The organism is Streptomyces rubiginosohelvolus, from assembly GCF_014649875.1.
GTDB classification, from domain to species: domain Bacteria; phylum Actinomycetota; class Actinomycetes; order Streptomycetales; family Streptomycetaceae; genus Streptomyces; species Streptomyces rubiginosohelvolus.
Genome location: NZ_BMTW01000009.1, coordinates 219072 through 240479 on the forward strand (window position 1 = coordinate 219072; position 21408 = coordinate 240479).

The following is a 21408-nucleotide window of genomic DNA, read 5'->3' on the forward strand; positions in this document are numbered from 1 at the left end:
GACTGGTGTGCGACGAAGACGGCACACCGGAGGAGAAGTACCCGTGAGCGACCCCCGACAGCCCTTCACCCTCATCCCGGGCTCCCCCGACTCCCCGGTCCTCCTCCACGTACCGCACGGGTCCCGCCGCATCCCCCACCACGTACGCGAGGGGATCACGTTGGACGACGCCCCGCTGGAGCGCGAGCTCGATCACATCACCGACGCCCACACCGCCGAACTGGCCGCGGCTGCGGCGCACATCGCCCCGGCCACCCCGTGGCGCTTCGTCAACAACCTGTCCCGGCTCGTCGTCGACCCCGAGCGCTTCCCGGACGAGCGGGAGGAGATGCTCGTCGTCGGCATGGGCGCCGTCTACACCCGCACCACCCACCGCGAACCGCTCCGCCCGCCGGGAAGCGACCCCACTTCCCTGCTGGAGGCGTACTTCCACCCCTACGCCGCCGCCATGACCGAGGCGGTCGAGGCACGCATCGCCGCCGCCGGCCGCGCGGTGATCATCGACGTCCACTCGTACCCGACCGAGCCACTCCCCTACGAGCTCCACGGCACCGGCCCCCGCCCGCCCGTCTGCCTGGGCACCGACCCGTTCCACACCCCGCCGGAGCTTCTCGCGGCGGCGGAGGCGGCGTTCGGCGGACGCGTCGGCCATGACGGCATCGGGCACGACACGCCGTTCGCCGGTACGTACGTCCCTCTCCGGCACTACGGAACGGACCGCCGGGTCACCGCGCTGATGATCGAGATCCGCCGCGACACGTACATGAGCGAGCCGGGCGGCCCGGCGGGACCCGGCCTCGACCCGCTTGCCGAGGCGCTGGCGGAGCTGGTGGGGAGCGTCACTGCCCGGTGACCGGCCCCCCTGCGGCGGGTCCGATTCGGCCACGAAGGCGCTCAGCCGATCTCCACCACTCGCGCCCACGCCGGCGGCCGCCGAGGGACGTAGTCGGGGTTGTCCTCGTTCCAGGAGCCGCGCCGGTGGTCCCTCGGGAACAAGCCGATGACCGTCCGGCACGCCGGCTGCACGCTCGGCCACGGTGTCTGCCCGTCCGTCAGGATGACGACGGCGTCGGGGCGGGGATGGGACCGCAGCGCCTTGGCGAAGCCCGTACGCAGATCCGTGCCGCCACCGCCCACCAGCGGGATGCCCTCGGCCTGGCACAGCGGGTGGACCACCCGGGTCGCCGCGTCGCACGCGAGGACGGTGACCAGGTCGCGTCGGCCGCCCACCGCGCGGGAGATGGCAGCGACTTCGAGGAGGGCGCTGCCGAGTTCGGCGTCGCTGACCGAGCCGGAGGTGTCGATGACGACGGAGACCCGGGGCGGTCTGCGGCGGAGGCTCGGCAGGACGACGCCGGGGAGTCCGGTGGAGCGGCGCGAGGGCCGCCCGTAGGTGTAGTCCTCCCCCGCGCCGGGGCCCGATGCGGCCGAGCGGACGGCGGCGCCCAGCAACTCCCGCCAGGGCTGCGGAGGATGGAACGCCTCCTCCGCCCACCGCTTCCACCCCTTCGAGGCGTTTCCCGGGCGGCCGGTGATGCCCTGCGCCACCCGGAAGCGGACGGCGTCCTGTTCGTGGGCGCTGAGCCCGTGCGCGCCGTCCGGCCCCAGCTCCCATTCCCTCTCCAGTCCGTCGGCGCCGCTGCCGCAGTCCAGCCAGGCGAGGTTCTGGGTGCGCGGGCCGAGGCGGAACTGGTACAGGTAGTCCTCCATGAGCTCCCCGGACTGGAGGTGCAGCGTCGACGGGTAGACGGCGCCCTTGGGCCGGGCCAGGCCGTCGCCGTACACGTCGTCGTTGATCTCGCAGTCGGCGGCGATGTTCATCCGCAGCCGGTCCCCCGGGCCGGTCAGCCCGCGCTGCCGGGCGACCCGGTCGCTGCGGCCGTGGTGGTCGCGCAGCAGGTGCGACACCTCGTGGACCCAGACCCCGGCCAGCTCCTCCACCGGGGTGCGGGCGACGAAGCCCGGCGAGACGTAGCACCGCCAGTACCGGTCGACGGCCATGGTCGGAACCTCGCGCGATTCCACGGTGTGCAGGGCGAACAGGGCCGTGGCCAGATAGGGGCGGGCCCGGGCGGCCTGGAGGCGGGCGGCGAAGAGTTTGTCCAGGTCGAGCGCGCCCGGCGCGTCCGAAGTCGTCATCGGCCCGCCTTCGCTCCGACGCGGGCCACCCGGTCAGCCGCCCGGTCCGCCCGTTGGGACAGGGAGACCACGCCCGCGAGGTGCTCGACGGCCGCGGGCACGTCCCAGTCCTCCTGGCGCACCGAGGCGAGGGTGGTGGCGGGGACGACCACCAGGTCGGGGGCTCCGGTCTCCAGCGCGCGGACGAGCAGCGCCCACGCCGCGTCCCAGCGCGCCCGGTCCGGGCGGGTACGGACCGCGGCGACAACCCCGTCCAGTGCGGCCTGCCGGAGATCGCCGCGCTCGGGCAGAACGGCGTTGGCCGGATCGGCGAGGAGGTCCTCGGGGTCGGGAAGGTCCATCCGGTCCAGGCTGGCCAGCAGTTCAAGGCCCGGGCCGTCTCCCACCGTTCCCCTGACCAGGAGGGACAGCACCTCCCTGGAGGATCCGGCGGCGGTCGCGAAGGCGATCAGGTTCAGCGTCATGTCCCAGCTGCGCGGCGACGGCCACGGGCCGCCCCGGCGGGTCTCCGTGGTGGGCAGCCGGTGGACGAGCGTGGGGCGGGCGGAGAGGAGCCCGCATACAGCGCGCCGGGCGAAGTCCACCGCCTCGGGCAGCTTCTCGGGGGCGAGGCGGGGCAGCGTCGCGCGAGGCCAGGTGCCGGCGAGGCCGCGTACGACGACCTCGTGGTCGTGGGTCCACTGGAGGTGGACGAACCGGTTGGCGAGCGGCGGGCTCAGCTCCCAGCCGTCGGCCGCGGACGAACGCGGATTGGCCGCCGCCACGATCCGCACGCCGGGCGGGAGTTGCAGCGCACCGATCCGCCGCTCCAGTACGAGGCGCAGCAGCGCGGCCTGGACGGCGGGCGGTGCGGTGGAGAGTTCGTCGAGGAACAGCAGGCCCTTTCCCGCCCGTACGAGGCGGACGGCCCAGTCCGGCGGGGCCATCGGCACACCCTGTTCGGCCGGGTCGTCGCCGACGATGGGCAGCCCGGAGAAGTCGGACGGCTCGTGCACGCTGGCGATGACCGTGGTGAGCGGCAGGTCCAGGGAGGCGGCGAGCTGGGTCAGAGCCGCGGTCTTGCCGATCCCCGGCTCGCCCCACAGCAGGACGGGCAGATCGGCGGAGACCGCGAGGGTCAGCGCCTCCAACTGGATGTCGGGGCGCGGCTCGGTCGTGGTGTCGCGGAGCAGGCTCATCAGCGTCTCGGCGACGGCGAGTTGGGAGTCGGGAGCGGAGTTCATGGGCGCGGAGGGCGGGGTGTTCGTGAGCACGAGTGATCACCTGAGGGTGTGCGAGATGACGGATGGGCGGAGAGTGAGCAGGGGCATGAGCCGTCAGGGGGCAGCGCAGGGCGGCCCCGAGGCTCGTGGACCCCGGATCAGCTGACGGTGGTTGTGTGGCGCGGTCGTCGGGCCCTGCGCGGGCGGGGTTCGACGGGGCGGTGGGGGTCGAAGCGGCGGCGGATGGGGCCGGGGCCGAGCAGGTCGGCCCGGAACAGTCCGTAGGTGATCCGCCGTCGGGCCGCGGCTTCCAGTTCGTCCCTCAGGGGGCCGTCGCGGAGCACCGCCTCGGGGCCGAGCAGCCCCTCGACGACGGCCAGCGCACCGGCGATGTCCCCGTGGTCGAGGCGTTCGCGCACACCGGTGAGGCAGTCGGGCCGTCGGTGTGCCTCGTCGATGGCCCGGAGGCAGGGCAGCGGCGTACCGGTGAGGGCGACCAGCAGTTCCTCTCGGCGGATCTCGGCCGGGTCGTGGTCCAGCGGCGCGAGGGCCCCTTCGACCAGGCCGATCCTGTGCTGGGCTCCCCGGCAATCCACCAGGCGCGTGGCTCCGGCCCCGTCGCCGGTACGTGAACGGGTCGGGGGCGGAGCCGGCGGCGGGAGGTCCGGCACGAGCGCCCGTGCGACCAGTGGGTGCAGTTGCCCGGCCTCGATCGCCCCGGTACGGAGCAGGTCGAGGTCGGGCAGCACCCAGGTGGCCGCGTCCGGAAGCACCGGTGCCGTGGACGAACCCGGGTCCGGCACCACCGCCGCGATCCGCGCGACAGTCGTGCCCGGGGCGTCCTCGTCGGCCTCCACGCGGAGAAGCAGTCGGCGTCGGCCGCCCAGCCGCACGCTCACCGTGCCGCCCGGCCCCCGCCCATCGGCTCGGAGCAGGGTCGCCGCCTCCGCCGCCCACCGGTCGACGGCACAGCGGAGGTCCGGTGGCACGGCACTCCACAGCTCAGGGTCAACGGCCGTATCGGCATGCCCGGTTGACCGGAGGTCGGACCCGGAGCGAAGCCGCAGCTCATGAGCCCTGCGCGCATCCCACAGGTGGCGGTGCAGGTCGAGGCGGAAGCGGCGGTTCGGATGCGGGTGGGGGTGACGGCGGGCGGTGGGCTCGCTGTGCGAGCCGTCCCACAACCCGAGGCTGATCCGCTGCCCGGCGTCCGCCCAGGCGGGCGGGGTCCGGACGACCAGGTGCAGCGGGCCCGGCCCATCGCGCTCCGGTGGGTCGTAGCGGACCAGTTCAATCGTCAGCCCCGGGCGCAGCAGCCCGTGCGGTGCGATTCTCGGCATGTGCCAGCGCAGCAGGTCGGGAGCCAGGTGGCGCAGGTCGGCCCGGATGCGGGCGGTGAGGGCCCGGCCGTGGCTGCGTGCCACGGAACGGAGTTGGAGATCGACGTCGACGCCTGCCGCGGCGCACGCTCCTGCCCAGTCCCCGGCCTCGCGGCGGGCGGTCGCAGTCTCGATCATCGGGGCCGGCACGGCGAACTCGCGTACGCGCGGCCAGAAGGAGGGGGAAGGAGAAGAGGACGGGCGGGAATCCCGGTTCGCGGTCGAAGGGAGCATCAGCACTCACCTTGCGCGGACGGGTCCCCCAATCTGTTCATGGAGTGAGTCATCGCGGGGAGCTTAGCTCCGGTCACCGGGATCTGCCAGAGCTTTCTTCAGCACCATGGAGGACCCACTCCGCCGAACGGTCTCAGCGCAACGCGCTCATCCCCTGCCACTCGGTCCACGAGAGGTTCCACGCGCCGAAGCCGTTCCCGGGCGCGACCACGCCCTTGGTGTCCTTGCCGGTGATCTCGAACGGATCGCCCGGCCGCACCTGCCCGTAGAACCAGGCCGCGTCCGCGTCGCTCATACCGATGCACCCGGAACTCCGGTTGGCCCTGCCGAGATGGCGGGCGTTCCACGGGGCGGCGTGCGCGTACATGCCCGACCAGGTCAACCGCATGGAGTGGTCGACCATCTTGTCGTAGGCGTCGGCGAGGCCCACGGTCTCGGAGTTCATGTTGATCGTGCCCTCCTTGGCCATGAGCACGGCGGTCCCTCGCCAGGACCGCTTGTCGCCGCCGGGCGTGCCGCCGGAGACCGGGATCCGGCGGACCGTCTCGCCGTTGCGGACGAGGGCGAGTCGGTGGCGGTCGAGGTCGACCTCGACGACCTGCCGGTCGCCGATGGTGAAGGCCGTCGTGTAGTCGCGGACGAACCAGCCGCCGTCCGCGCCCGAGTCGGTGCCGTTCAGCTCGGCCTTCAGCGTGACCTCGGTCCCCGGCTTCCAGTACGTCCTGGGCCGCCAGTCCACCCGGTCCCGGCCCGACCAGTCGCGCATCCAGCCCCAGGAGCCCTCGGTGTCGTTGGAGGTGGTGACCTTGAGCTGCTTCTCGACCTCGGCCCGGTTCTTGACCGGGTGGTCGAAGACCAGGGAGATGGGCTGGGCGACGCCGACGGTGGTGCCGGTGCCCGGTCGCCAGTCGACCTTGTTGACCTTGCCCGCCTGCGCCGTGGTGAAGCCGGCCCGGGCGGTCCGGGCCGTTCCGCCCGCGCTCCTGGTCGCGGCCGTCACCTCGTACGCCGTACCGGGTACGGCCTTGCGGTCGGAGACCCAGGACCGGCCGTCGGCGGCGGCCTTTCCGGCGAGCCGGTGGCCGTCGGCGGCGGTGACGGTCACCGAGGTGAGGCGGCCGCCCGAGACCGCGACCCGTACGGGCTCACCGGCCGGGACCTGCTTGCCCGTCGGTGTGACGGAGACCGTGACGGGCCGGTCGTCGGGGCTCGGTGTCGCCTCGGCGGCCGGGGTGCCGGAAGAAGCGCTCGACGAGCAGGCGGCGAGCGGTGCCACGAGGGCGGCGACCACGGCGGCGCGGACGCGGGCGTGGATGTGCACGGGTATGAGTGACGAGCGGGACAACAGGACCTCCGGGAGAGCCGCGAGAGAGCCGGACGAGTCGGCGATGCTGCGACTGTAGAGGCGGAAAACCCCAGTTCAGACGCCGTGGGGCGATGTGACGGCGACTGGTGAGGAACGGTCATGGTCCGGTCACATTCGCCGCTCGGAGCGGTCATGAAGCGCTGTGAGCATCCTCGGTGTCCCCGCGGCCGGTCCCGGGGAGAAGGAGAGGCCAGACCGTGTCAGCGCTGCTCGTGCCGTCGTCGTCCAGCCCCGTGCGCCGCGCACGGAACCAGGGCTCGGCCCTGGGCACCATCACCCCGGAGACCTACCGCGCCTTCCTCGCGTCCCCGGAAGGCCGGGCCCTCGGCCCCGGCTTCCTCCAATGCCCGTCCTGGGCCGACGTCAAGGAGGGCTGGCGCGCCCACCTGATCGGCTGGGGGCCCGATCCGCAGGCGGGCGCGCTGACGGGCGCGGCCTTGGTGCTGCTGCGTCAATTCCCCGGTACGCGCAAGTACTTCGCCTACCTCCCCGAAGGGCCCGTCGCGGACTGGAGCGACCCCGACGTCGACGCATGGCTCGATCCGCTCCTGGAGCACCTACGCCGTGCGGGGGCCTTCGCCGTGCGCATCGGCCCGTCGCCCGCCTACCGGCGCTGGGACGCCGCCCGGCTCAAGCCGCTCGCCGGCCCCGGCCGCCGCATCGGTGACGTCCTGGCCAGCGAGGTCGACCCCCTCGGCTCCGCCGTCGCCGACCGGCTGCGGGTCAGGGGCTGGCGGCGCTGCGGTGGCGACGGGACGGGCCAGGGCGGGGACGCCCAGCCGCGCCACGTCTTCCAGGTACCGCTCGCCGGACGCACCCCGGACGACCTGTGGGCCGGGCTCAACCAGGAGTGGCGCCGGAACGTGCGCCGGGCCCGGAAGGAGGGTGTGGAGGTGGTGGTCGGCAGTGCGGCGGACCTGCCCGAGTTCAGCCGTCTGCTCACCCTCACCGAGCGTCGCGACGGATTCCGTCTCGGCCGCTCACTCGCGTACTACGAGCGTCAGTACGCCGCTCTCAACGCCGAGGAACCGGGCCGCATGAAGCTGTACCTCGCCCGGCACCGGGGCGAGATCCTGGCCGCACACACGATGATCACCGTGGGCCGCCGGACCTGGTACCAGACCGGCGCGTCGGCCGACCACCGCCGCGAGGTCCGGCCCTCCAACGCCCTTCAGTGGCGGATGCTGCTGGACGCCCACGCGACCGGGGCGGACGTCTACGACATGCGCGGGGTACCCTCCACTCTCGATCCGGAAGAACGTGCGTACGGATTGCTGCGGTGGAAGCTCGGCACCGGTGGTCAGGTCGTCGAGACGTTGGGGGAATGGGAGAGGCCAGTGGGCGGCAGCGCCAACCATGCGCTTCACCGTGCCTTCCAGGCGTACCTGAACCGCCGATGAAGCAGACGTCACCGACGACGCGCACCGACCGCGCCGCCGTGGTCCCGCCGGATGCGAAGGCGGCGGTCACCGCTCCGCGCGGCAGTGCGGTCATGGCCGCCGGATCCGTCGTCGCCCGCGCCACCGGCTTCGCCCGGTCCGCCGTGGTCGCGGCGGCCCTGGGCACCATCGGGCCGGCCGCCGACGGTTATGCGGTCGGCAACGCCCTGCCCACCATCGTCTACATGCTGCTGCTGGGCGGTGCGCTGAACGCCGTCTTCGTCCCGGAGCTGGTGCGGGCCGCGAAGGAGCACCCCGACAAGGGGGTCGCGTACACCGACCGGCTCGTCACCGTCTGCGTCGTCGCGCTGCTGGTCATCACCGCGGCCGCGGTGTGGGCGGCCCCCGCCATCGTCGACGTGTACACCGACTACACCGGACAGCAGGCGGCGATGACCGCCGCGCTGGCCCGCTACTGCCTGCCCCAGATCTTCTTCCTGGGACTCTTCACACTGCTCGGCCAAGTCCTCAACGCCCGGGGCCGGTTCGGCGCGATGATGTGGACCCCGGTCCTGAACAACGTCGTCGTCATCGCCGTCTTCGGCCTCTACCTCGCCCTGTCCCTGGGGGGCGGGGACACCCTCACACCGACCGGGACCGCCCTGCTCGGCTGGGGCACGACCGCCGGTATCGCCGTCCAGACGCTCGCCCTCGTGCCGGCCCTGCGCGCCACCCGCTTCCGCTGGCGGCCCCGCTTCGACTGGCGCGGCAGCGGCCTGACCCGGCCCCTGCGGGCGGCCGGCTGGCTGGTGCTGCTGGTCCTCGCCAACCAGGCCGCCTACTGGGTCACCACCCGGCTCGCCACGAGCGCCGGTCTGGACGGCGGACCGGGGTTCGGCGCCTACAACAACGCCTACGTCCTGTGGGTCGTACCGCACGGCATCATCACCGTGTCCGTGGTGACGGCGCTCCTGCCGGGGATGAGCGCTGCGGCGGCCGACGGGGACCTCGCCGGTGTGCGGCGCGATGTCTCCCACGCCCTGCGGGTCTGCGCCGCCGCCGTCGTACCCGCCGCCTGCGTACTGCTCGCCCTCGCCGAGCCGGTGACGGCTCTCGTCTTCGGGTACGGGAGGGCCAGTGCCGCCGACACGGCCGCCCTGGCGGGAATCCTGATGGCCTTCGCACCGGGGCTGATCGCCCTGTCCGGCCAGTACGTCCTGTCCCGCGCCTTCTACGCGCTCTCCGACACCCGTACGCCGTTCCTGCTCAACCTGGTGATCGTCGCGCTCAACGCGGGCCTGTCCCTGGCCGCCGCGCACCTGCTGCCGGCCCGGTGGACCGTCACGGGCATGGCAGCGGCCTACTCGCTGGCCCTGTGCGCGGGCTGGGCGCTGACCGGCAGGGTGCTGTGCCGCAGGCTCGACGTCGTACAGCCCTTCCGGTCGTCCCCCGTGGCCGCCCACGCACGCCTGCTGCTCGCCGCCGTCCCCGCCGTCGTGTTCGGCCACCTCGCGGCCGTCGGCGCGGCACCGGCGGGCGCCCTGGCCGCCACCCTCGCCGGCGCGGCCGCCGTCGGCCTCACCTTCGCCCTGCTCGCCCGTCCGCTGCGACTCGCCGAACTGAACGCGCTGCTCCTGCGTGTACGCAGTCGGCGGGCCCGGACCTGACCCGCCACCACCACCGAGGGAGAACAGCCGATGTCCCGCGTGCTCCTCGTCGAGGACGACCCCTTCGTACGTGAGGGGGTCCAACTCGGTCTGCGCCGACGCGGCCACGACGTACGAGCAGCCGGAACCGGCGAGGACGGACTCGCCGCGCTGGCCGAGTTCCGCCCCGATCTGCTGCTGCTGGACCTGATGCTGCCCGGCATGACCGGCGTACAGGTCTGCCGGCGGATCCGGGAGCACAGCCAGTTGCCGATCATCATGCTCACCGCGCGCGGCGACGACTTCGACGTGGTCATCGGCCTGGAGGCCGGTGCCGACGACTACATCGTCAAGCCCGCCCGGCCCGAGGTGATCGACGCCCGGATCCGGGCGGTGCTGCGCCGCATGGACGACGGCGCGACGGGCCGCCCGGCCATCGAGGTCTACGGCGACCTCACCATCGACCGGGTCGGGCTGACGGTGTCCAAGGCCGGCAGGCCCCTGACGCTCGCTCCCTCGGAGCTCAGGCTGCTGCTGCACCTGTCCGCCGCTCCCGAGCAGGTGTTCAGCAGGCAGCAGCTCCTGGAGAACGTCTGGGAGCACACCTTCCACGCCGACGGCCGGCTGGTCGACGCCTGCGTCGCCCGGCTGCGCGGCAAGATCGAGGACGAGGTCGGCCACCCGCGGTACGTCCAGACCCTGCGGGGCTTCGGCTACCGCTTCGGCCCGCTGTGATCACCGTCCCCCGCCCCGGCCGCCCGCGCGACGGCGGAAACGAGGGAGCGGACGGCGCGGGGCCGGCCGCACCCACCCGTAGGCGTTCGCGGGTCAGGGCGTTCGGTCTGCGTACCCGGATGCTGGCCGCGTTCCTTCTGGTCGCCGCGGTCAGTGCCGGCACGACGTCCGCCCTGACCTACCGCGAGGCCCGCAACGCGCTGCTGAAAACAGCCCAGGACATGGCCGTCTCGACCTTCCGCGACCAGGTCGAGCGGACGGGCTGGCGGCTGCCCGTCGAGGAGGAGGGGATCGAGGAGATCCTGCGCGACCTCGCCCGCACGGGCAAGCCGCGCCCCTGGGTGGTGTTCGCCGAATACGGTTCGATCCGCGCGTCCTCCGGCGAGAACCCGGTCTCCTCCGTCATCACCCCCGAACTGCGCCGGGCGGCGACGGCCGACCGGTACGGCAGCTTCGAGCGGGTGGTCAAGGACGGCGTCCCCTATCTGACCATCGGCATGCCCACGGTCTTCAAGACCGGCCCCGACAGCACGCTTCCCACCGGGCTCGTCCTGTACGCGGTCATGCGGATGACCGACGAGCAGATCAACGTGGACGCCCTCCTCATCGCCGCCCGGAACGGCGCCCTGCCCGGCCTCGCGGTCGCGCTCGTCCCCGCCCTGCTCGCGGCGCGCAGCGTGCTGCGTCCGGTTCGGGAGCTGCGCCGTGCGGCCCGGAGCATGGGCAGCGGCAGACTCGACACCCGTATCCCGGTACGCGGCAGGGACGAACTGGCCGACCTGGCCGACACGTTCAACGAGTCGGCGGGCCAACTGGAGCGTTCCGTCGGTGAGCTGCGCGATGCCGAGGCGCGTGCGCGCCGCTTCGCCTCCGACGTCTCGCACGAACTGCGCACTCCTCTCGCCGGGATGCTCGCCGTCACCGAGGTCCTCGACGAGGACGCGGACCGGCTGGACGCCGACACCGCCCAGGCGGTCCGGCTGGTCAGCGCGGAGACGGGAAAGCTGGCCGTGCTCGTCGAGGACCTGATGGAGATCTCCCGCTTCGACGCCCGCGCGGCCGAGCTGAACTCCGACGAGATCGACGTCGCCGAGGCCATCCGCAAGACCCTCCAGGCCCGGCACTGGGCGGACGACGACCGGATCCGCACCGAACTCCCTCCGGACATCCGGGCCCGGCTCGACCCGCGCCGCTTCGACGTCGTGATCGCCAACCTCGTCGGGAACGCGCTGCGGCACGGCGGAGCGCCCGTCACCGTGCTCCTGCGCACCGAGGCGAGCTCCTCGGGGACGCTCGTGCTCGTCGTCGAGGTCGCGGACCGCGGCCCCGGCATCCCCGCCGCCGCGCTCCCGCACATCTTCGACCGCTTCTACAAGGCCGACGCGGCCCGTACGCGCTCGCCCGGCAGTGGCCTGGGCCTGGCGATCACCCTGGAGAACGTGAATCTGCACGACGGCACGATCCGCGCCGGGAACCTGCCCGGCGGCGGTGCCGTCTTCACCGTCGAGATACCGCTCCGGGCCGAGGAGGCCGGCAGATGAGGCGTGGGGGGCGGCGCGGTGTCGCGAGGAGGCGTACGCGGTGGCGCGGCCTCGCCACGGCCGTCGTCGCCGCGGTCGGCGGTCCGCTGGTGGGCGGCTGCGGGATCCAGGACTCGGACGTCATCGAGGCGGGCGGCCCCGCGACGGTCGAGGCCTTCCTCAACCGTGACGCCGACATGCTGCTCTTCTTCCGTTCCCCGGACGGCGGGCTGAGTCCCGTGGTCCGGGAGGTCAGGCCCTCGGCCGGGTTCGGCGACGAGTACATCGAGCCGGGCGCCGTCGCCCGGGACCCCTCCGGGCCCGCGGGTCCCGCCCCCACGGAGAAGGTCGTCCTGGCGCTGCTCTCCGGCCCGGGCGAGGCGGACCGGGCCGCCGGTCTGACCACGGCGCTTCCCGCTGTCCGCGAGAAGGAAGCCGTGCAGGTGGAGGTCGCATCGGACGGCGGGATCACCGCCCGCCTGCCCCTCGCCGTGCAGGACCTGGACGCCACGGCCGTACGCCAGTTGACCTGCACGATCGCCTACAACCAGGCCAAGGACGGCCGGGGGGTGGTGACGCTGAGGGGACAGGACGGGGCGCAGAGGTCCGGTTCCTGCGGACTCGCCCCGGGGGCGTCCGGCTGAGGAACAGCTCCCCGGCCGGACGCACAGCCCCCGAGCGGCCTTCAAACCGGTGTCAGAAGAACACCCCGCACCGCAGCAGGACGTTCGCGTACGGCCGTGCCTCCCCCGTACGGACCACCAGGCGGGCCGTCGCCGTCAGCGCCTTCAGGTCGTCGTGCGGGACCGACTCCAGCCAGGGGAAGTGGGTGTCGAGAAGCGCCGCGGCCGCCGGGTTGGCGTCGCGGATCTCCTCGGCGGCCGTCGCGCCCTCGACGACCAGCTCGTCGAGCAGGCCGTCCAGTACCTCGGCGAACGACGGGGTACCGGCGCGGAAGGCCAGGTCGACGACGCGGGGGCCGGAAGGTATCGGCATGCCGGCGTCGCAGATCAGGACGGTGTCGCCGTGGCCGAGTTCGGCGATCGCGCCCGCCAGGTGGCGGTTGAGGATGCCCGACTTCTTCACAGCGCGTCGACCTCCTCCAGCGTCGGGAACGATTCCTGCGCCCCTCGTGCCGTGACCGCCGCCGCGCCCACCCGCACGGCGAAGGCCGCCGCCTCCCGCAGATCGTCGCCCCGGCCAAGACGCCAGGCCAGGGCCGCCGTGAACGCGTCCCCGGCGCCGGTCGTGTCGACGGCCTCGACCTTCGGGCTGACGAGGTGGTCCAGGGAACCCGTACGGCTGTCCGCGACCAGGGCCCCGGCGGCGCCCAGGGTGATGACGACCGAGCGCGGGCCGAGCGCGAGGAGCGCCGGGGCCCAGGCGTGCGGCCCCTCCCCCGCGTCCTCGCCCAGGATGTACCGCGCCTCGTGCTCGTTGACCACCAGCGGATCGCAGGCGGCGAGCACCTCCTCGGGGAGCGGGGCGGGCGGCGACGGGTTGAGGACGAGCCGGGTGTCCGGCCCCCGGCCGCGTACCGTCTCGGCCACCGTGTCGAGCGGGATCTCCAGCTGTACGGAGATGACCCGGGCGGCGGCCAGCAGCGGGGCCGCCGCCCGGACGTCCTCGGGCGTGAGGCGTCCGTTGGCCCCCGGGGAGACCACGATGCTGTTGTCGCCCGAGGGGTCGACGGTGATCAGCGCGACACCGGTGGGGGCCCCGCCGACCAGGACGCCGTCCGTGTCCACGCCCGCCGCGCGCTGGGAATCCAGCAGCAGGCGCCCATGGTCGTCGTCGCCGACCCGGGCGAGCAGGGCCGTTCTGGCGCCGAGGCGGGCGGCGGCCAGCGACTGGTTGGCGCCCTTGCCGCCGGGGTGGACGGCCAGGTCGGAGCCGAGGACCGTCTCGCCGGGGGCGGGGCGCCGCTCGACGCCGATCACCAGGTCGGCGTTGGCCGACCCGACGACCAGCAGGTCGTACCGGTCGTCGGGGGCGTTGTCGTGCATGGGCGTGCTTCCTGCTTTCGTCGGTCCGGGTTCGGCAGTCCGGTGTGCGGGGCGGGTTCAGGAGAAGTCGGCGACATTCTCCCGGGTGACCACCTTGACCGGCACCTTCACCGTGCTGGCGACCTTCTCGCCCTTCGCGGCCTTGACGGCGTTCTGCACGGCGATCTTCCCGAGTTCGGCGGGCTGTTGGGCGACCGACGCGTAGAGCGTGCCGGCCTCGACCGCCTTCAGACCGTCCGGGGTGCCGTCGAAGCCGACGACGGAGACGGACTTCCCGGCCTTGCTGCCGAGCGCCTTGACCGCGCCGAGCGCCATCTCGTCGTTCTCGGCGAAGACGCCGGTGACGCCGGGGTGCGACTGGATCAGGTTCGTCATGACGTCCAGGCCCTTGGTGCGGTCGAAGTCCGCGGGCTGCTTGGCGACCACCTTGATGTCCGGGTACGCCTTCAGCCCCTCGGCGAAGCCGGCCCCGCGCTCACGGCTGGCGGAGGTGCCCGCCGTGCCCTGGAGGATGACGATGCTGCCCTTGCCGCCGAGCTTGTCGGCCAGCGCGTCGGCGGCGAGCTTGCCGCCCGCCACGTTGTCGGAGGCCACGAGGGTGGCGGTGTCGGCCTTGTTGACGCCCCGGTCGGCGGCGATCACGGGGATGTCCGCCTTGTTGGCGCTGCGGACGCCCGGTCCGACGGCGTCCGAGTCCACCGGGTTGACGATGATCGAGGAGACTCCCGAACTGGTGAAGTTCTGGAGTTGGTTGGCCTGCTGGGAGGCGTCGTTCTGGGCGTCGGTGACGGTGAGGTCGATGCCCGCCTTCTCTGCTTCCGCCTGTGCGCCTTCCTTCATCTGCACGAAGAAGGGGTTGTTGAGCGTGGAGAGGGACATGCCGACCTTCTTCGTGCCCCCGGACGAACCGGAGTTGAAGTAGGAGACTGCGCCGACGACGAGGGCCACGGCGAGCGCCGCCCCGGCGAACTTGAGCGCTCCCCTGCGCCCGGCGCCCGGTGCGCCGGGTGCCGTTCCGGCCGACGAGGCCGCCCCCGAACCGGCCTTGCGGCGCAGCGTGTCGAGCAGGACGGCGAGGGCGATGACGACGCCGATGACGACCTGCTGCCAGAACGCCGAGACGGAGAGGAGGTTGAGGCCGTTGCGGAGGACGGCGAGGATCAGCGCGCCGATCAGGGTGCCGGACGCCTTGCCGACGCCGCCGGCCAGGCTCGCCCCGCCGATGACGACGGCGGCGATGGCGTCGAGTTCGTACCCCTGGGCGGCCTGCGGCTGGGCGGAGACGAGGCGCGAGGCCAGGACGATGCCCGCGACGGCGGCGAAGAGGCCGGACAGCGCGTAGATGACGATCTTCTGGCGCTTGACGCGGAGACCGGAGAGCCGGGCCGCCTCCTCGTTGCCGCCGATGGCGTACATCGAGCGGCCGATGAAGGTGCGGCCGAGGATCAGCGCGGTGATCAGGCCCATCGCGATCATCACGAGGACCGGGACGGGCAGCCAGCCGCCGAGCGTGTCACCGAGCCGTGAGACGGAGTCGGGGAAGGCGATCGGGCTGCCCTGCGAGATGACCAGTGAGAGACCGCGGGCGATCGACAGCATGGCCAACGTCGCGATGAACGGCGGGAGTTTGCCGTACGAGATCAGTGCGCCGTTCACGAAGCCACAGGCGATGCCGGTGACGATCGCGAGGACGACGGCCAGGACGACGGGTACGCCCGCCGAGGTCGCCGACCACGCGAGGACCGTCGCGGACAGGGCGGCCACCGAGCCGACGGACAGGTCGATGCCCGCCGAGACGATGACGAAGGTGACGCCGAACGCGAGGATGGCGGTGACGGCCGCCTGGACGCCGACGTTCAGCAGGTTCTGGGTGGTGAGGAAGTCGCCGGAGAGCAGCGACATCGCCACCACCAGGACGACCAGGGCGCTCAGGGCTCCGTTGTCGAGCAGGACGCGGCGTATCACGGAGGTGCCCCCTGCGCCCGTGTCACTCTTGAGTGTCTCAGTGGCCACGGGGGCCCTCCTCTTCGTTCTTCGGTGCGGGGTGTTCGTGGGGAGCGGAGGTGGAGACCGCGAGGGCCATCACCGCGTCCTGGGTGGCTTCTTCGGCGGGGAGTTCGCCGGCGATCCGGCCCTGGGCCATGACGAGGACGCGGTCGCTCATGCCGAGCACCTCGGGCAGATCGCTGGAGATCATCAGGACGGCGTGGCCGGAGGCGGTCAGTTCGTTGATGAGCTGGTAGATCTCGACCTTGGCGCCGACGTCGATGCCCCGGGTGGGCTCGTCGAGGATGAGGACCCGGGTGTCGGCCAGCAGCCACTTGCCGATGACGACCTTCTGCTGGTTGCCGCCGGAGAGGGTGCGCACGTGCTGGCCGATGCCGGACATGCGGACGCCGAGCTGCTTCGCGATGCGGGCGGCGGCGGTGCGCTGGCCCTTGAGGTCGACGAGCCCGGAGCGGGTGGCGGACCGCAGGGTGACCAGGCCCAGGTTCTCCTGCACGGAGGCGTCGAGCACCAGCCCCTGGCCCTTGCGGTCCTCCGGTACGAGTCCTATCCCGGCGCTCATGGCGGCGGGGACGTCGTGCCGGGCGAGGCGTTCGCCGCGTACGTCGACGGTACCGGCGTCGTACGGGTCCGCGCCGAAGACCGCCCGCGCCACCTCCGTACGCCCCGCGCCGACGAGTCCGGCGAGGCCGACGACCTCGCCGGCGTGCACGTCGAAGCTGATGTCGTGGAAGACGCCGTTACGGGTCAGCCCCCGCACGGACAGCAACGCGTCGCCCGTGTCGGGGCGTTCACGCGGGTACTGCTGCTCGATGCTGCGGCCGACCATGAGCTGGACGAGTTCGTCCTCGGGGGTGGAGGCCGGGACCTGGTCGATGCTGCGGCCGTCGCGGAGGACGGTGACACGGTCGCCGAGTGCGGCGATCTCTTCCAGGTGGTGGGTAATAAAAACAATCCCGACGCCGTCCGCGCGGAGTTGGCGGACGATCGCGAAGAGCTTGTCGACCTCCTCGGAGGTGAGCACGGCGGTCGGCTCGTCCATGATCAGGACGCGGGCGTCCAGGCTGAGCGCCTTGGCGATCTCCACCATCTGGAGCCGGGCGATGCCCAGTTCACGCACCTTGGCGTCGGGGCGCACGTCGACGCCGACCCGGCGCAGCAGCTCTGCCGCGTCCCGGCGCATCCGACCGTGGTCGACGAGCCCGTAGCGGCGCGGCTGGCGGCCGAGATAGATGTTCTCGGCCACCGTCAGATCAGGGACCAGGTTGAACTCCTGGTAGATGGTGGCGATCCCGAGCCGTTCGGCGTCCTGGGCGCCGTCGATGCGCACCTCGCGGCCGTCGGCCAGGATGCGGCCGTGATCGGGGCGGTAGGCGCCGGAGAGCATCTTGATGAGGGTGCTCTTCCCTGCGCCGTTCTCACCGAGCAGGACGTGTACTTCACCTCTACGGAGGTCGAAGTCGACGTTGTCGAGCGCCACCACGCCGGGGAAGGTCTTGCGCAGACCCTCGATGCGCAGCAACTCGTCGGGCGCGGTGGTCGGTTGCTCCTCCGGTGCGGTCACCGGTCGCTCCTCTGGTTCGTTGCGGCCCCGCCGCACGAGCGGCGTACGACGAGGCGGGCGGGCAGGGTGACGGACTGCGGGGTCCGTCCTTCGATCAGGTCGGCCAGCGCGCGTACGGCGGCCCGTGCCAGGTCGGCGGTGGGCTGGGCGATGGCGGTGACCGGCGGATCGGTGTGGACGAACCACGGGATGTCGTCGAAGGCGGCGAGCGCGATGTCGTCGGGCACCCGCAGGCCCCGTGCCCGGATCGCGTCGAGCGCGCCGAGTGCCATCAGGTTGTCGGCGGCGAAGACGACCTCGGGCGGTTCGGCCAGGGCGAGGAACCGCTCGGTGGCCCGCCGCCCGCTGGCGGCCTGGAAGTCGCCCTGCCCGATGTAGGCGTCGGGCAGGGCGAGCCCGAGCCCCCGCATGGCCTCCCGGAACGCTTCGACGCGCTCGTTGCCGGTGGTGGTGGCGGCGGGCCCGGCGATGATGGCGAGCCTGCGGTGACCGAGTCCGTGCAGATGGGCGACGAGATCCTTGACCGCGCCCGTACCGTCGGCCCGGACGACGGGCACGTCGATGCCGGGGATCCAGCGGTCGACGAAGACCATCGGCGTACCGCCCAGGGCGACGTCCCGCATCAGCGGGGAGCCGCCGTCGGCGGGCGAGACGAGGAGCCCGTCGATCCTGCGGTCGATGAGCGTACGGATGTGATGGTCCTGGAGCTCGGGCCGCTCGTCGGCGTTGCCGATGATGACGCTGTAGCCGAGCGCGCGGGCCTCCTCCTCGACGAAGCGGGCCAGCTCGGTGAAGTACGGGTTGAGCACATCACTGATGACCAGGCCGAGGGTGCGGGTCTGGGCCGTGCGCAGCGACCGGGCCACCGCGTTGGGCCGGTAGCCGAGCGCCTCGACGGCGGCGAGGACACGGGTGCGCGCCTCTTCGCTGACGGACGGATGGCTGTTCAGCACCCGCGAGACCGTGGCGACGGACACTCGCGCCTCGGCCGCGACATCTTTGATACTCGCCATGTCCGGACCACCTCCTTGTGGTTTCCGTACACCTCGAAACCTGGGGGCGGACCGGTGGTGGACCGGTTCACGACGCCGTGGAATCGATTACACGGATGATTGGAATCGATTACATGGCCGAAAGCAAGACCCCCTCCCGTGGCCGAGACCGGATCGTGACGGGGAAGGGCGGGGTGTACGGACTCACAGCGGGTTGAGTCATCCGCCTCATGCCCGGACGACAGGCACCGGCGAGGATCAGTTCATGGATCCCCGCGCGTATGACGCCCTCTACCGACCGGCCCGCATGGCTCCTCCGCGCCGACGCCCCGGCGTGGTGGCGCTCTCCGCGGTGCTGTGGCTGCTCACGTCGCTGTCCGCTTCCTGGCTGTGCTTCCTGGTCGGGATGACAGCGCTGTGGGGAGCGGCGGTAGGTGCCCCGGTCGGCGGCCTTCTGCTGCGCTGCGCCGTGGTCCTGTGCTGTGGCGCGGGCGTGTTCGTAGCGGTCTGCCGGGCACCGGCGGTGCGGCGTATGTCCGGTGACACGCGCAGCCTCCTGCTGGGAGCGCTGGCCTGCCCGGTTCCTCTGGTCCTGGCGGTGGCTGCGTGGTTCTCCATCGGGTGATCGCTTCCGCAGCGCATCCGGACTCTGCCCACCGGGGCACGCCACCGGTCCGGAAGAGCGAAAGACCCCGGGTCGTAGCTGGTGACCAAGGAGAAGTCTTTGTCGTCGCCGAGTTCGCCGTCGAGGGGGCCGCACAGATGGCTGCACCTCGGGCGACGGCGGTCGTGGGCCGGCACAGGCCTCTGTCGACGATGCGATCATGACCCAGGAGCTCGCCCAGGGCACGATGCACCCGGGGGATTTGCGAGGTGCCGCCGATCACCAGAACGGAGTCAATGTCGCCCGAGGAGATGGCCAGGAGCTGCTGGACCAGCTCCAGGGGCGGGCGATGAGCGGGGTGACGGCCTCGGTGTATTCGGCCGCGGTGATCCTGACCTCGCCTCGAGATCGAGGAGGCGAGGCCGACCGGGAGATCGAAGAAGAGCGCGCCATCCATCAGCACGGGGGACAGGGCGATCTTCGTCGGCTCGACCGACCGGCATCACCGGCGTCGTTCGGCCTTGGTGAGCTGGTCCGCGGTCAGGCCGATCTTCTGCTGTATCAGCTTGGCCAGCGCGTTGTCGAACTCCAGGCCTCCGAGAGCCGTGATGCGGCGGGAGTTCTGCTCTTCGACGAGGAAACGGCCGGGGATCGGGACGTCGCGGGCGTACGAGATCGCAGCCACGGTGGGCTCGTCGTGCAGGGCCCGGAACCTCACTCCGTCGAGCGCTGCCGTGGCACTGGTGCTGTAGCGCGCCGTCCGTGGCATTGGCGGAGACGGTGACAACTGCGTCGGGCAGGTCGAGCAGCTGGGCGGAGACGCCTTCATTCATCCGGCTGAAGAGGGAGGCGGCCGCGACCGTGATGCGGAATTTCTCCGAGCTGGCCCAGACGTGGTGTTCTTCAAGCTGGGCTGCGACCCCAAGGCCGTCGATGCCGCCGTCCTTCAGTTCCGATGCGTCGCGGTCATCGGCGTCACCGAGGACGCGCTGCCATTCCCGAAGGCGGTCGCACCGCCCAAGGTGGATTCCGAGCGGCACGAGACGGACATACTGTCGGAGCGCTGCCTGCTGTTCGTCGCCTGCACAAGAGCCCGCGCAAGCCTGTACGTCTCCTGGTCGGGCAAGCCCAGTCCGCTTTTTGGTGGAGGCAGGAGTGTAGATCGAGTTCCTCACTGCCTGGTTCTGCTGGCATGGGTCAGGCAGACTCTTCGTCAGAGCTTCGTGTCCCGCGCAGGGCACGGACACGGAACAAGGCGATCGCCACCCGTGGCGCTCCGCCGCCGGCGCTGACGTGGCGCACCGGCGCGACCGGAGGGGCAGGGCAGGGCACGGCGGAGTTCGCGCGGCAAGGGGGCCGATCGTGAGTGCTCAGGAAACGCACTTCCAGGGCGCAGAGATCTTGCAGAGCACACGTACTCATGTGCGCTGGACCTTGCAGAAGCTCTCCGCACCAATTTCGTTCAGGTGCCATCAATGCAGCAGGGCAACCAAGGACGCGGTGGTCGCCATCAAGACCACGAGTGCGGGCAGGAAACTCGCCCACTGCGCGGACTGCCACCTTTCTAGACTCACCGACGTGGCCAGTACGCATGAGCCTCATGCCCCGGTCGTCGGCACTGCCTCGGCTCCTGACAGTGCAGAAGGTGCAGCAACCTCCAGGCTCGACCAGACGGTAGTGATCCGGCAACCGGACCCGGGTCAACCCCATGACGTAGTCGAGACGGCCTCCGAACTGCAGTGGACGTTCGTGATCCGCCGGCATCACGTGGAGCACGGGCAGTGTCCGCTCCCCTCGCAGGCCGCACGTCGGATCCGGACGGCGAAGGTCGTGCACCTTGACCACGGCCGCGGCTTCCCGACAGTGTTACTGGATTCGCTCTGCAAGAAGGTCACCAAAGAGCACCTCCGAGGGATCCGGTGGGCGGGCGCGGGACTCATGCCCGGCACGCGGATCACGGCCAAACTGGACCGCAGCCGGCTGCGCTTGTCTCTCACCCCGCTGGAACGTCCCGTCTTCATCGGGGGGAAGCGGTTCTCTCACGCGTTCGACCCCCGGATCATCGCCCGTGAACTCCCGATGAGCCTCGCCCACAGCCCAGCGGGCATCGGTGTCTCGCTCGATGTGCTAGTGCAGGAGACAATCCGCAAACTCGGCTATCTCGACGAGGCGGGCAGCGCGCTTCTGCCGGTGGAGAACCTGATCCGCGGCGTTCGCAGCCGTGGCATATCCCACCACTACTCGAGCAACGCGATCCGCGCTTCGGTGAACGGGCTCATCAGCCGCAGCCGCCTCACCTGGGAAACAGGAAGCTGTGCGGCCGACGGCCTTCTTCACTTTCCGGCCCGTCCGGGCGAGAGAACGGTCCGCCTCGTCTGCTACACGCCCTTCGTACTGCCCAAGCCGAAGAGCCAGCGAGTCGTACACCTGCCGAGCCCCTCTTCACAGCACGGCGTCGCGGGGCACCTGATGAAGATCGAACACCTGGGCAAGCAGGCCAGCGTTACGGCCCAGGCCGCGTACGCCGAAGCTCATCGCAGCGCCGGCCTCACCGGGACTCATCAGCTGCCGAAGGGGCACACCTACGTCAAACCTCACAAGCGCGGAACCCCGACGTAGGTGGACGAATGGAGGG

Annotated in this window: 18 protein-coding genes and 2 pseudogenes; 9 read left to right on the forward strand and 11 right to left on the reverse strand. The window is 71.9% G+C overall.

Annotation, left to right across the window (positions count from 1 at the left end):
* The first annotated feature begins 43 nt into the window (after positions 1 to 43).
* Positions 44 to 853 carry an N-formylglutamate amidohydrolase gene (locus IE134_RS21375; protein WP_030711872.1) on the forward strand — a complete coding sequence of 270 codons (810 nt, stop codon included), beginning with the start codon at positions 44 to 46 and terminating at the stop codon, positions 851 to 853.
* 41 nt (positions 854 to 894) lie between these two features.
* On the opposite strand, the gene IE134_RS21380 is transcribed toward IE134_RS21375, so the two are convergent.
* The 4 genes from IE134_RS21380 to IE134_RS21395 form a co-directional block, all read right to left on the reverse strand.
* The gene (locus IE134_RS21380; protein ID WP_030711874.1) at positions 895 to 2139 is read right to left on the reverse strand and encodes a vWA domain-containing protein; all 1245 of its coding nucleotides are present in this window, start codon (positions 2137 to 2139) and stop codon (positions 895 to 897) included.
* Positions 2136 to 3362, reverse strand: coding sequence for an AAA family ATPase (locus IE134_RS21385; protein WP_189431447.1), 1227 nt, complete (start codon positions 3360 to 3362; stop codon positions 2136 to 2138). Before IE134_RS21385 ends, IE134_RS21380 begins: the two co-directional genes overlap by 4 nt.
* Positions 3363 to 3499: 137 nt before the next feature.
* Positions 3500 to 4954, reverse strand: a complete 1455-nt coding sequence (locus IE134_RS21390; protein ID WP_189431391.1) for a hypothetical protein — start codon at positions 4952 to 4954, stop codon at positions 3500 to 3502.
* Between the two features lie 133 nt (positions 4955 to 5087).
* On the reverse strand, positions 5088 to 6299 hold the full coding sequence (locus IE134_RS21395; protein ID WP_098896039.1) for a L,D-transpeptidase: 1212 nt from the start codon (positions 6297 to 6299) through the stop codon (positions 5088 to 5090).
* A 218-nt stretch (positions 6300 to 6517) separates the two neighbouring features.
* On the opposite strand from IE134_RS21395, the gene IE134_RS21400 reads away from it, so the two are divergent.
* The 5 genes from IE134_RS21400 to IE134_RS21420 are packed head-to-tail and all read left to right on the forward strand — an operon-like array spanning position 6518 to position 12244.
* A complete protein-coding gene (locus IE134_RS21400; RefSeq protein WP_189431393.1) occupies positions 6518 to 7720 on the forward strand; it encodes a lipid II:glycine glycyltransferase FemX in 1203 nt (400 codons plus the stop codon).
* The gene (murJ, locus tag IE134_RS21405; RefSeq protein ID WP_189431395.1) at positions 7717 to 9366 is read left to right on the forward strand and encodes a murein biosynthesis integral membrane protein MurJ; all 1650 of its coding nucleotides are present in this window, start codon (positions 7717 to 7719) and stop codon (positions 9364 to 9366) included. The genes IE134_RS21400 and murJ overlap by 4 nt, the downstream gene beginning before the upstream one ends.
* A gap of 30 nt (positions 9367 to 9396) precedes the next feature.
* Positions 9397 to 10080, forward strand: a complete 684-nt coding sequence (locus IE134_RS21410; protein ID WP_030711891.1) for a response regulator — start codon at positions 9397 to 9399, stop codon at positions 10078 to 10080.
* Positions 10077 to 11621 (forward strand): ATP-binding protein, encoded by a 1545-nt coding sequence (locus IE134_RS21415; RefSeq protein ID WP_098019908.1) that lies wholly within the window; start codon positions 10077 to 10079, stop codon positions 11619 to 11621. Before IE134_RS21410 ends, IE134_RS21415 begins: the two co-directional genes overlap by 4 nt.
* Positions 11618 to 12244, forward strand: coding sequence for a hypothetical protein (locus tag IE134_RS21420; protein ID WP_189431396.1), 627 nt, complete (start codon positions 11618 to 11620; stop codon positions 12242 to 12244). The genes IE134_RS21415 and IE134_RS21420 overlap by 4 nt, the downstream gene beginning before the upstream one ends.
* Before the next feature lie 52 nt (positions 12245 to 12296).
* On the opposite strand, the gene rbsD is transcribed toward IE134_RS21420, so the two are convergent.
* Genes rbsD through IE134_RS21445 form a run of 5 tightly spaced genes read right to left on the reverse strand, consistent with a single transcriptional unit; the run spans position 12297 to position 18190 of the window.
* A complete protein-coding gene (rbsD, locus tag IE134_RS21425) occupies positions 12297 to 12686 on the reverse strand; it encodes a D-ribose pyranase (RefSeq protein WP_030711901.1) in 390 nt (129 codons plus the stop codon).
* Entirely contained in the window at positions 12683 to 13606 is a 924-nt protein-coding gene (locus IE134_RS21430) for a ribokinase (RefSeq protein ID WP_030711904.1), read from the reverse strand. The genes rbsD and IE134_RS21430 overlap by 4 nt, the downstream gene beginning before the upstream one ends.
* Positions 13607 to 13663: 57 nt before the next feature.
* On the reverse strand, positions 13664 to 15619 hold the full coding sequence (locus IE134_RS21435; protein WP_030711906.1) for an ABC transporter permease/substrate-binding protein: 1956 nt from the start codon (positions 15617 to 15619) through the stop codon (positions 13664 to 13666).
* Entirely contained in the window at positions 15609 to 17177 is a 1569-nt protein-coding gene (locus IE134_RS21440; protein ID WP_098019911.1) for a sugar ABC transporter ATP-binding protein, read from the reverse strand. Before IE134_RS21440 ends, IE134_RS21435 begins: the two co-directional genes overlap by 11 nt.
* Positions 17174 to 18190: a LacI family DNA-binding transcriptional regulator gene (locus tag IE134_RS21445; protein ID WP_098895602.1), complete on the reverse strand. Its 1017-nt coding sequence runs from the start codon at positions 18188 to 18190 to the stop codon at positions 17174 to 17176. The genes IE134_RS21440 and IE134_RS21445 overlap by 4 nt, the downstream gene beginning before the upstream one ends.
* A 244-nt stretch (positions 18191 to 18434) precedes the next feature.
* On the opposite strand from IE134_RS21445, the gene IE134_RS21450 reads away from it, so the two are divergent.
* Entirely contained in the window at positions 18435 to 18794 is a 360-nt protein-coding gene (locus tag IE134_RS21450; protein ID WP_030711913.1) for a hypothetical protein, read from the forward strand.
* 139 nt (positions 18795 to 18933) lie between these two features.
* On the opposite strand, the pseudogene IE134_RS34670 reads toward IE134_RS21450, so the two are convergent.
* Both IE134_RS34670 and IE134_RS21460 read right to left on the reverse strand, forming a co-directional pair.
* A pseudogene (locus tag IE134_RS34670) lies at positions 18934 to 19230 on the reverse strand (Hsp70 family protein); the annotation flags it as partial.
* Between the two features lie 45 nt (positions 19231 to 19275).
* Positions 19276 to 19542 (reverse strand): hypothetical protein, encoded by a 267-nt coding sequence (locus IE134_RS21460; RefSeq protein WP_126932344.1) that lies wholly within the window; start codon positions 19540 to 19542, stop codon positions 19276 to 19278.
* Positions 19543 to 19717: 175 nt separating this feature from the next.
* Between IE134_RS21460 and IE134_RS34675 the strand changes: the two are divergent.
* Both IE134_RS34675 and IE134_RS21465 read left to right on the forward strand, forming a co-directional pair.
* Positions 19718 to 19934: pseudogene (locus tag IE134_RS34675) on the forward strand (DNA helicase UvrD); the annotation flags it as partial.
* A 201-nt stretch (positions 19935 to 20135) separates the two neighbouring features.
* The gene (locus IE134_RS21465) at positions 20136 to 21392 is read left to right on the forward strand and encodes a hypothetical protein (protein WP_189431399.1); all 1257 of its coding nucleotides are present in this window, start codon (positions 20136 to 20138) and stop codon (positions 21390 to 21392) included.
* Positions 21393 to 21408: the final 16 nt, after the last annotated feature.

What these genes read in the sequence shown, in the direction of transcription:
- IE134_RS21380 (WP_030711874.1), bottom strand. Translation starts at nt 2,139, where the DNA reads ATGACGACTTCGGACGCGCCGGGCGCGCTCGACCTGGACAAACTCTTC.
- IE134_RS21385 (WP_189431447.1), bottom strand. Translation starts at nt 3,362, where the DNA reads ATGAACTCCGCTCCCGACTCCCAACTCGCCGTCGCCGAGACGCTGATG.
- IE134_RS21390 (WP_189431391.1), bottom strand. Translation starts at nt 4,954, where the DNA reads ATGCTCCCTTCGACCGCGAACCGGGATTCCCGCCCGTCCTCTTCTCCT.
- murJ (WP_189431395.1), top strand. Translation starts at nt 7,717, where the DNA reads ATGAAGCAGACGTCACCGACGACGCGCACCGACCGCGCCGCCGTGGTC.
- IE134_RS21410 (WP_030711891.1), top strand. Translation starts at nt 9,397, where the DNA reads ATGTCCCGCGTGCTCCTCGTCGAGGACGACCCCTTCGTACGTGAGGGG.
- IE134_RS21420 (WP_189431396.1), top strand. Translation starts at nt 11,618, where the DNA reads ATGAGGCGTGGGGGGCGGCGCGGTGTCGCGAGGAGGCGTACGCGGTGG.
- IE134_RS21430 (WP_030711904.1), bottom strand. Translation starts at nt 13,606, where the DNA reads ATGCACGACAACGCCCCCGACGACCGGTACGACCTGCTGGTCGTCGGG.
- IE134_RS21445 (WP_098895602.1), bottom strand. Translation starts at nt 18,190, where the DNA reads ATGGCGAGTATCAAAGATGTCGCGGCCGAGGCGCGAGTGTCCGTCGCC.
- IE134_RS21450 (WP_030711913.1), top strand. Translation starts at nt 18,435, where the DNA reads ATGGATCCCCGCGCGTATGACGCCCTCTACCGACCGGCCCGCATGGCT.
- IE134_RS21460 (WP_126932344.1), bottom strand. Translation starts at nt 19,542, where the DNA reads ATGCCACGGACGGCGCGCTACAGCACCAGTGCCACGGCAGCGCTCGAC.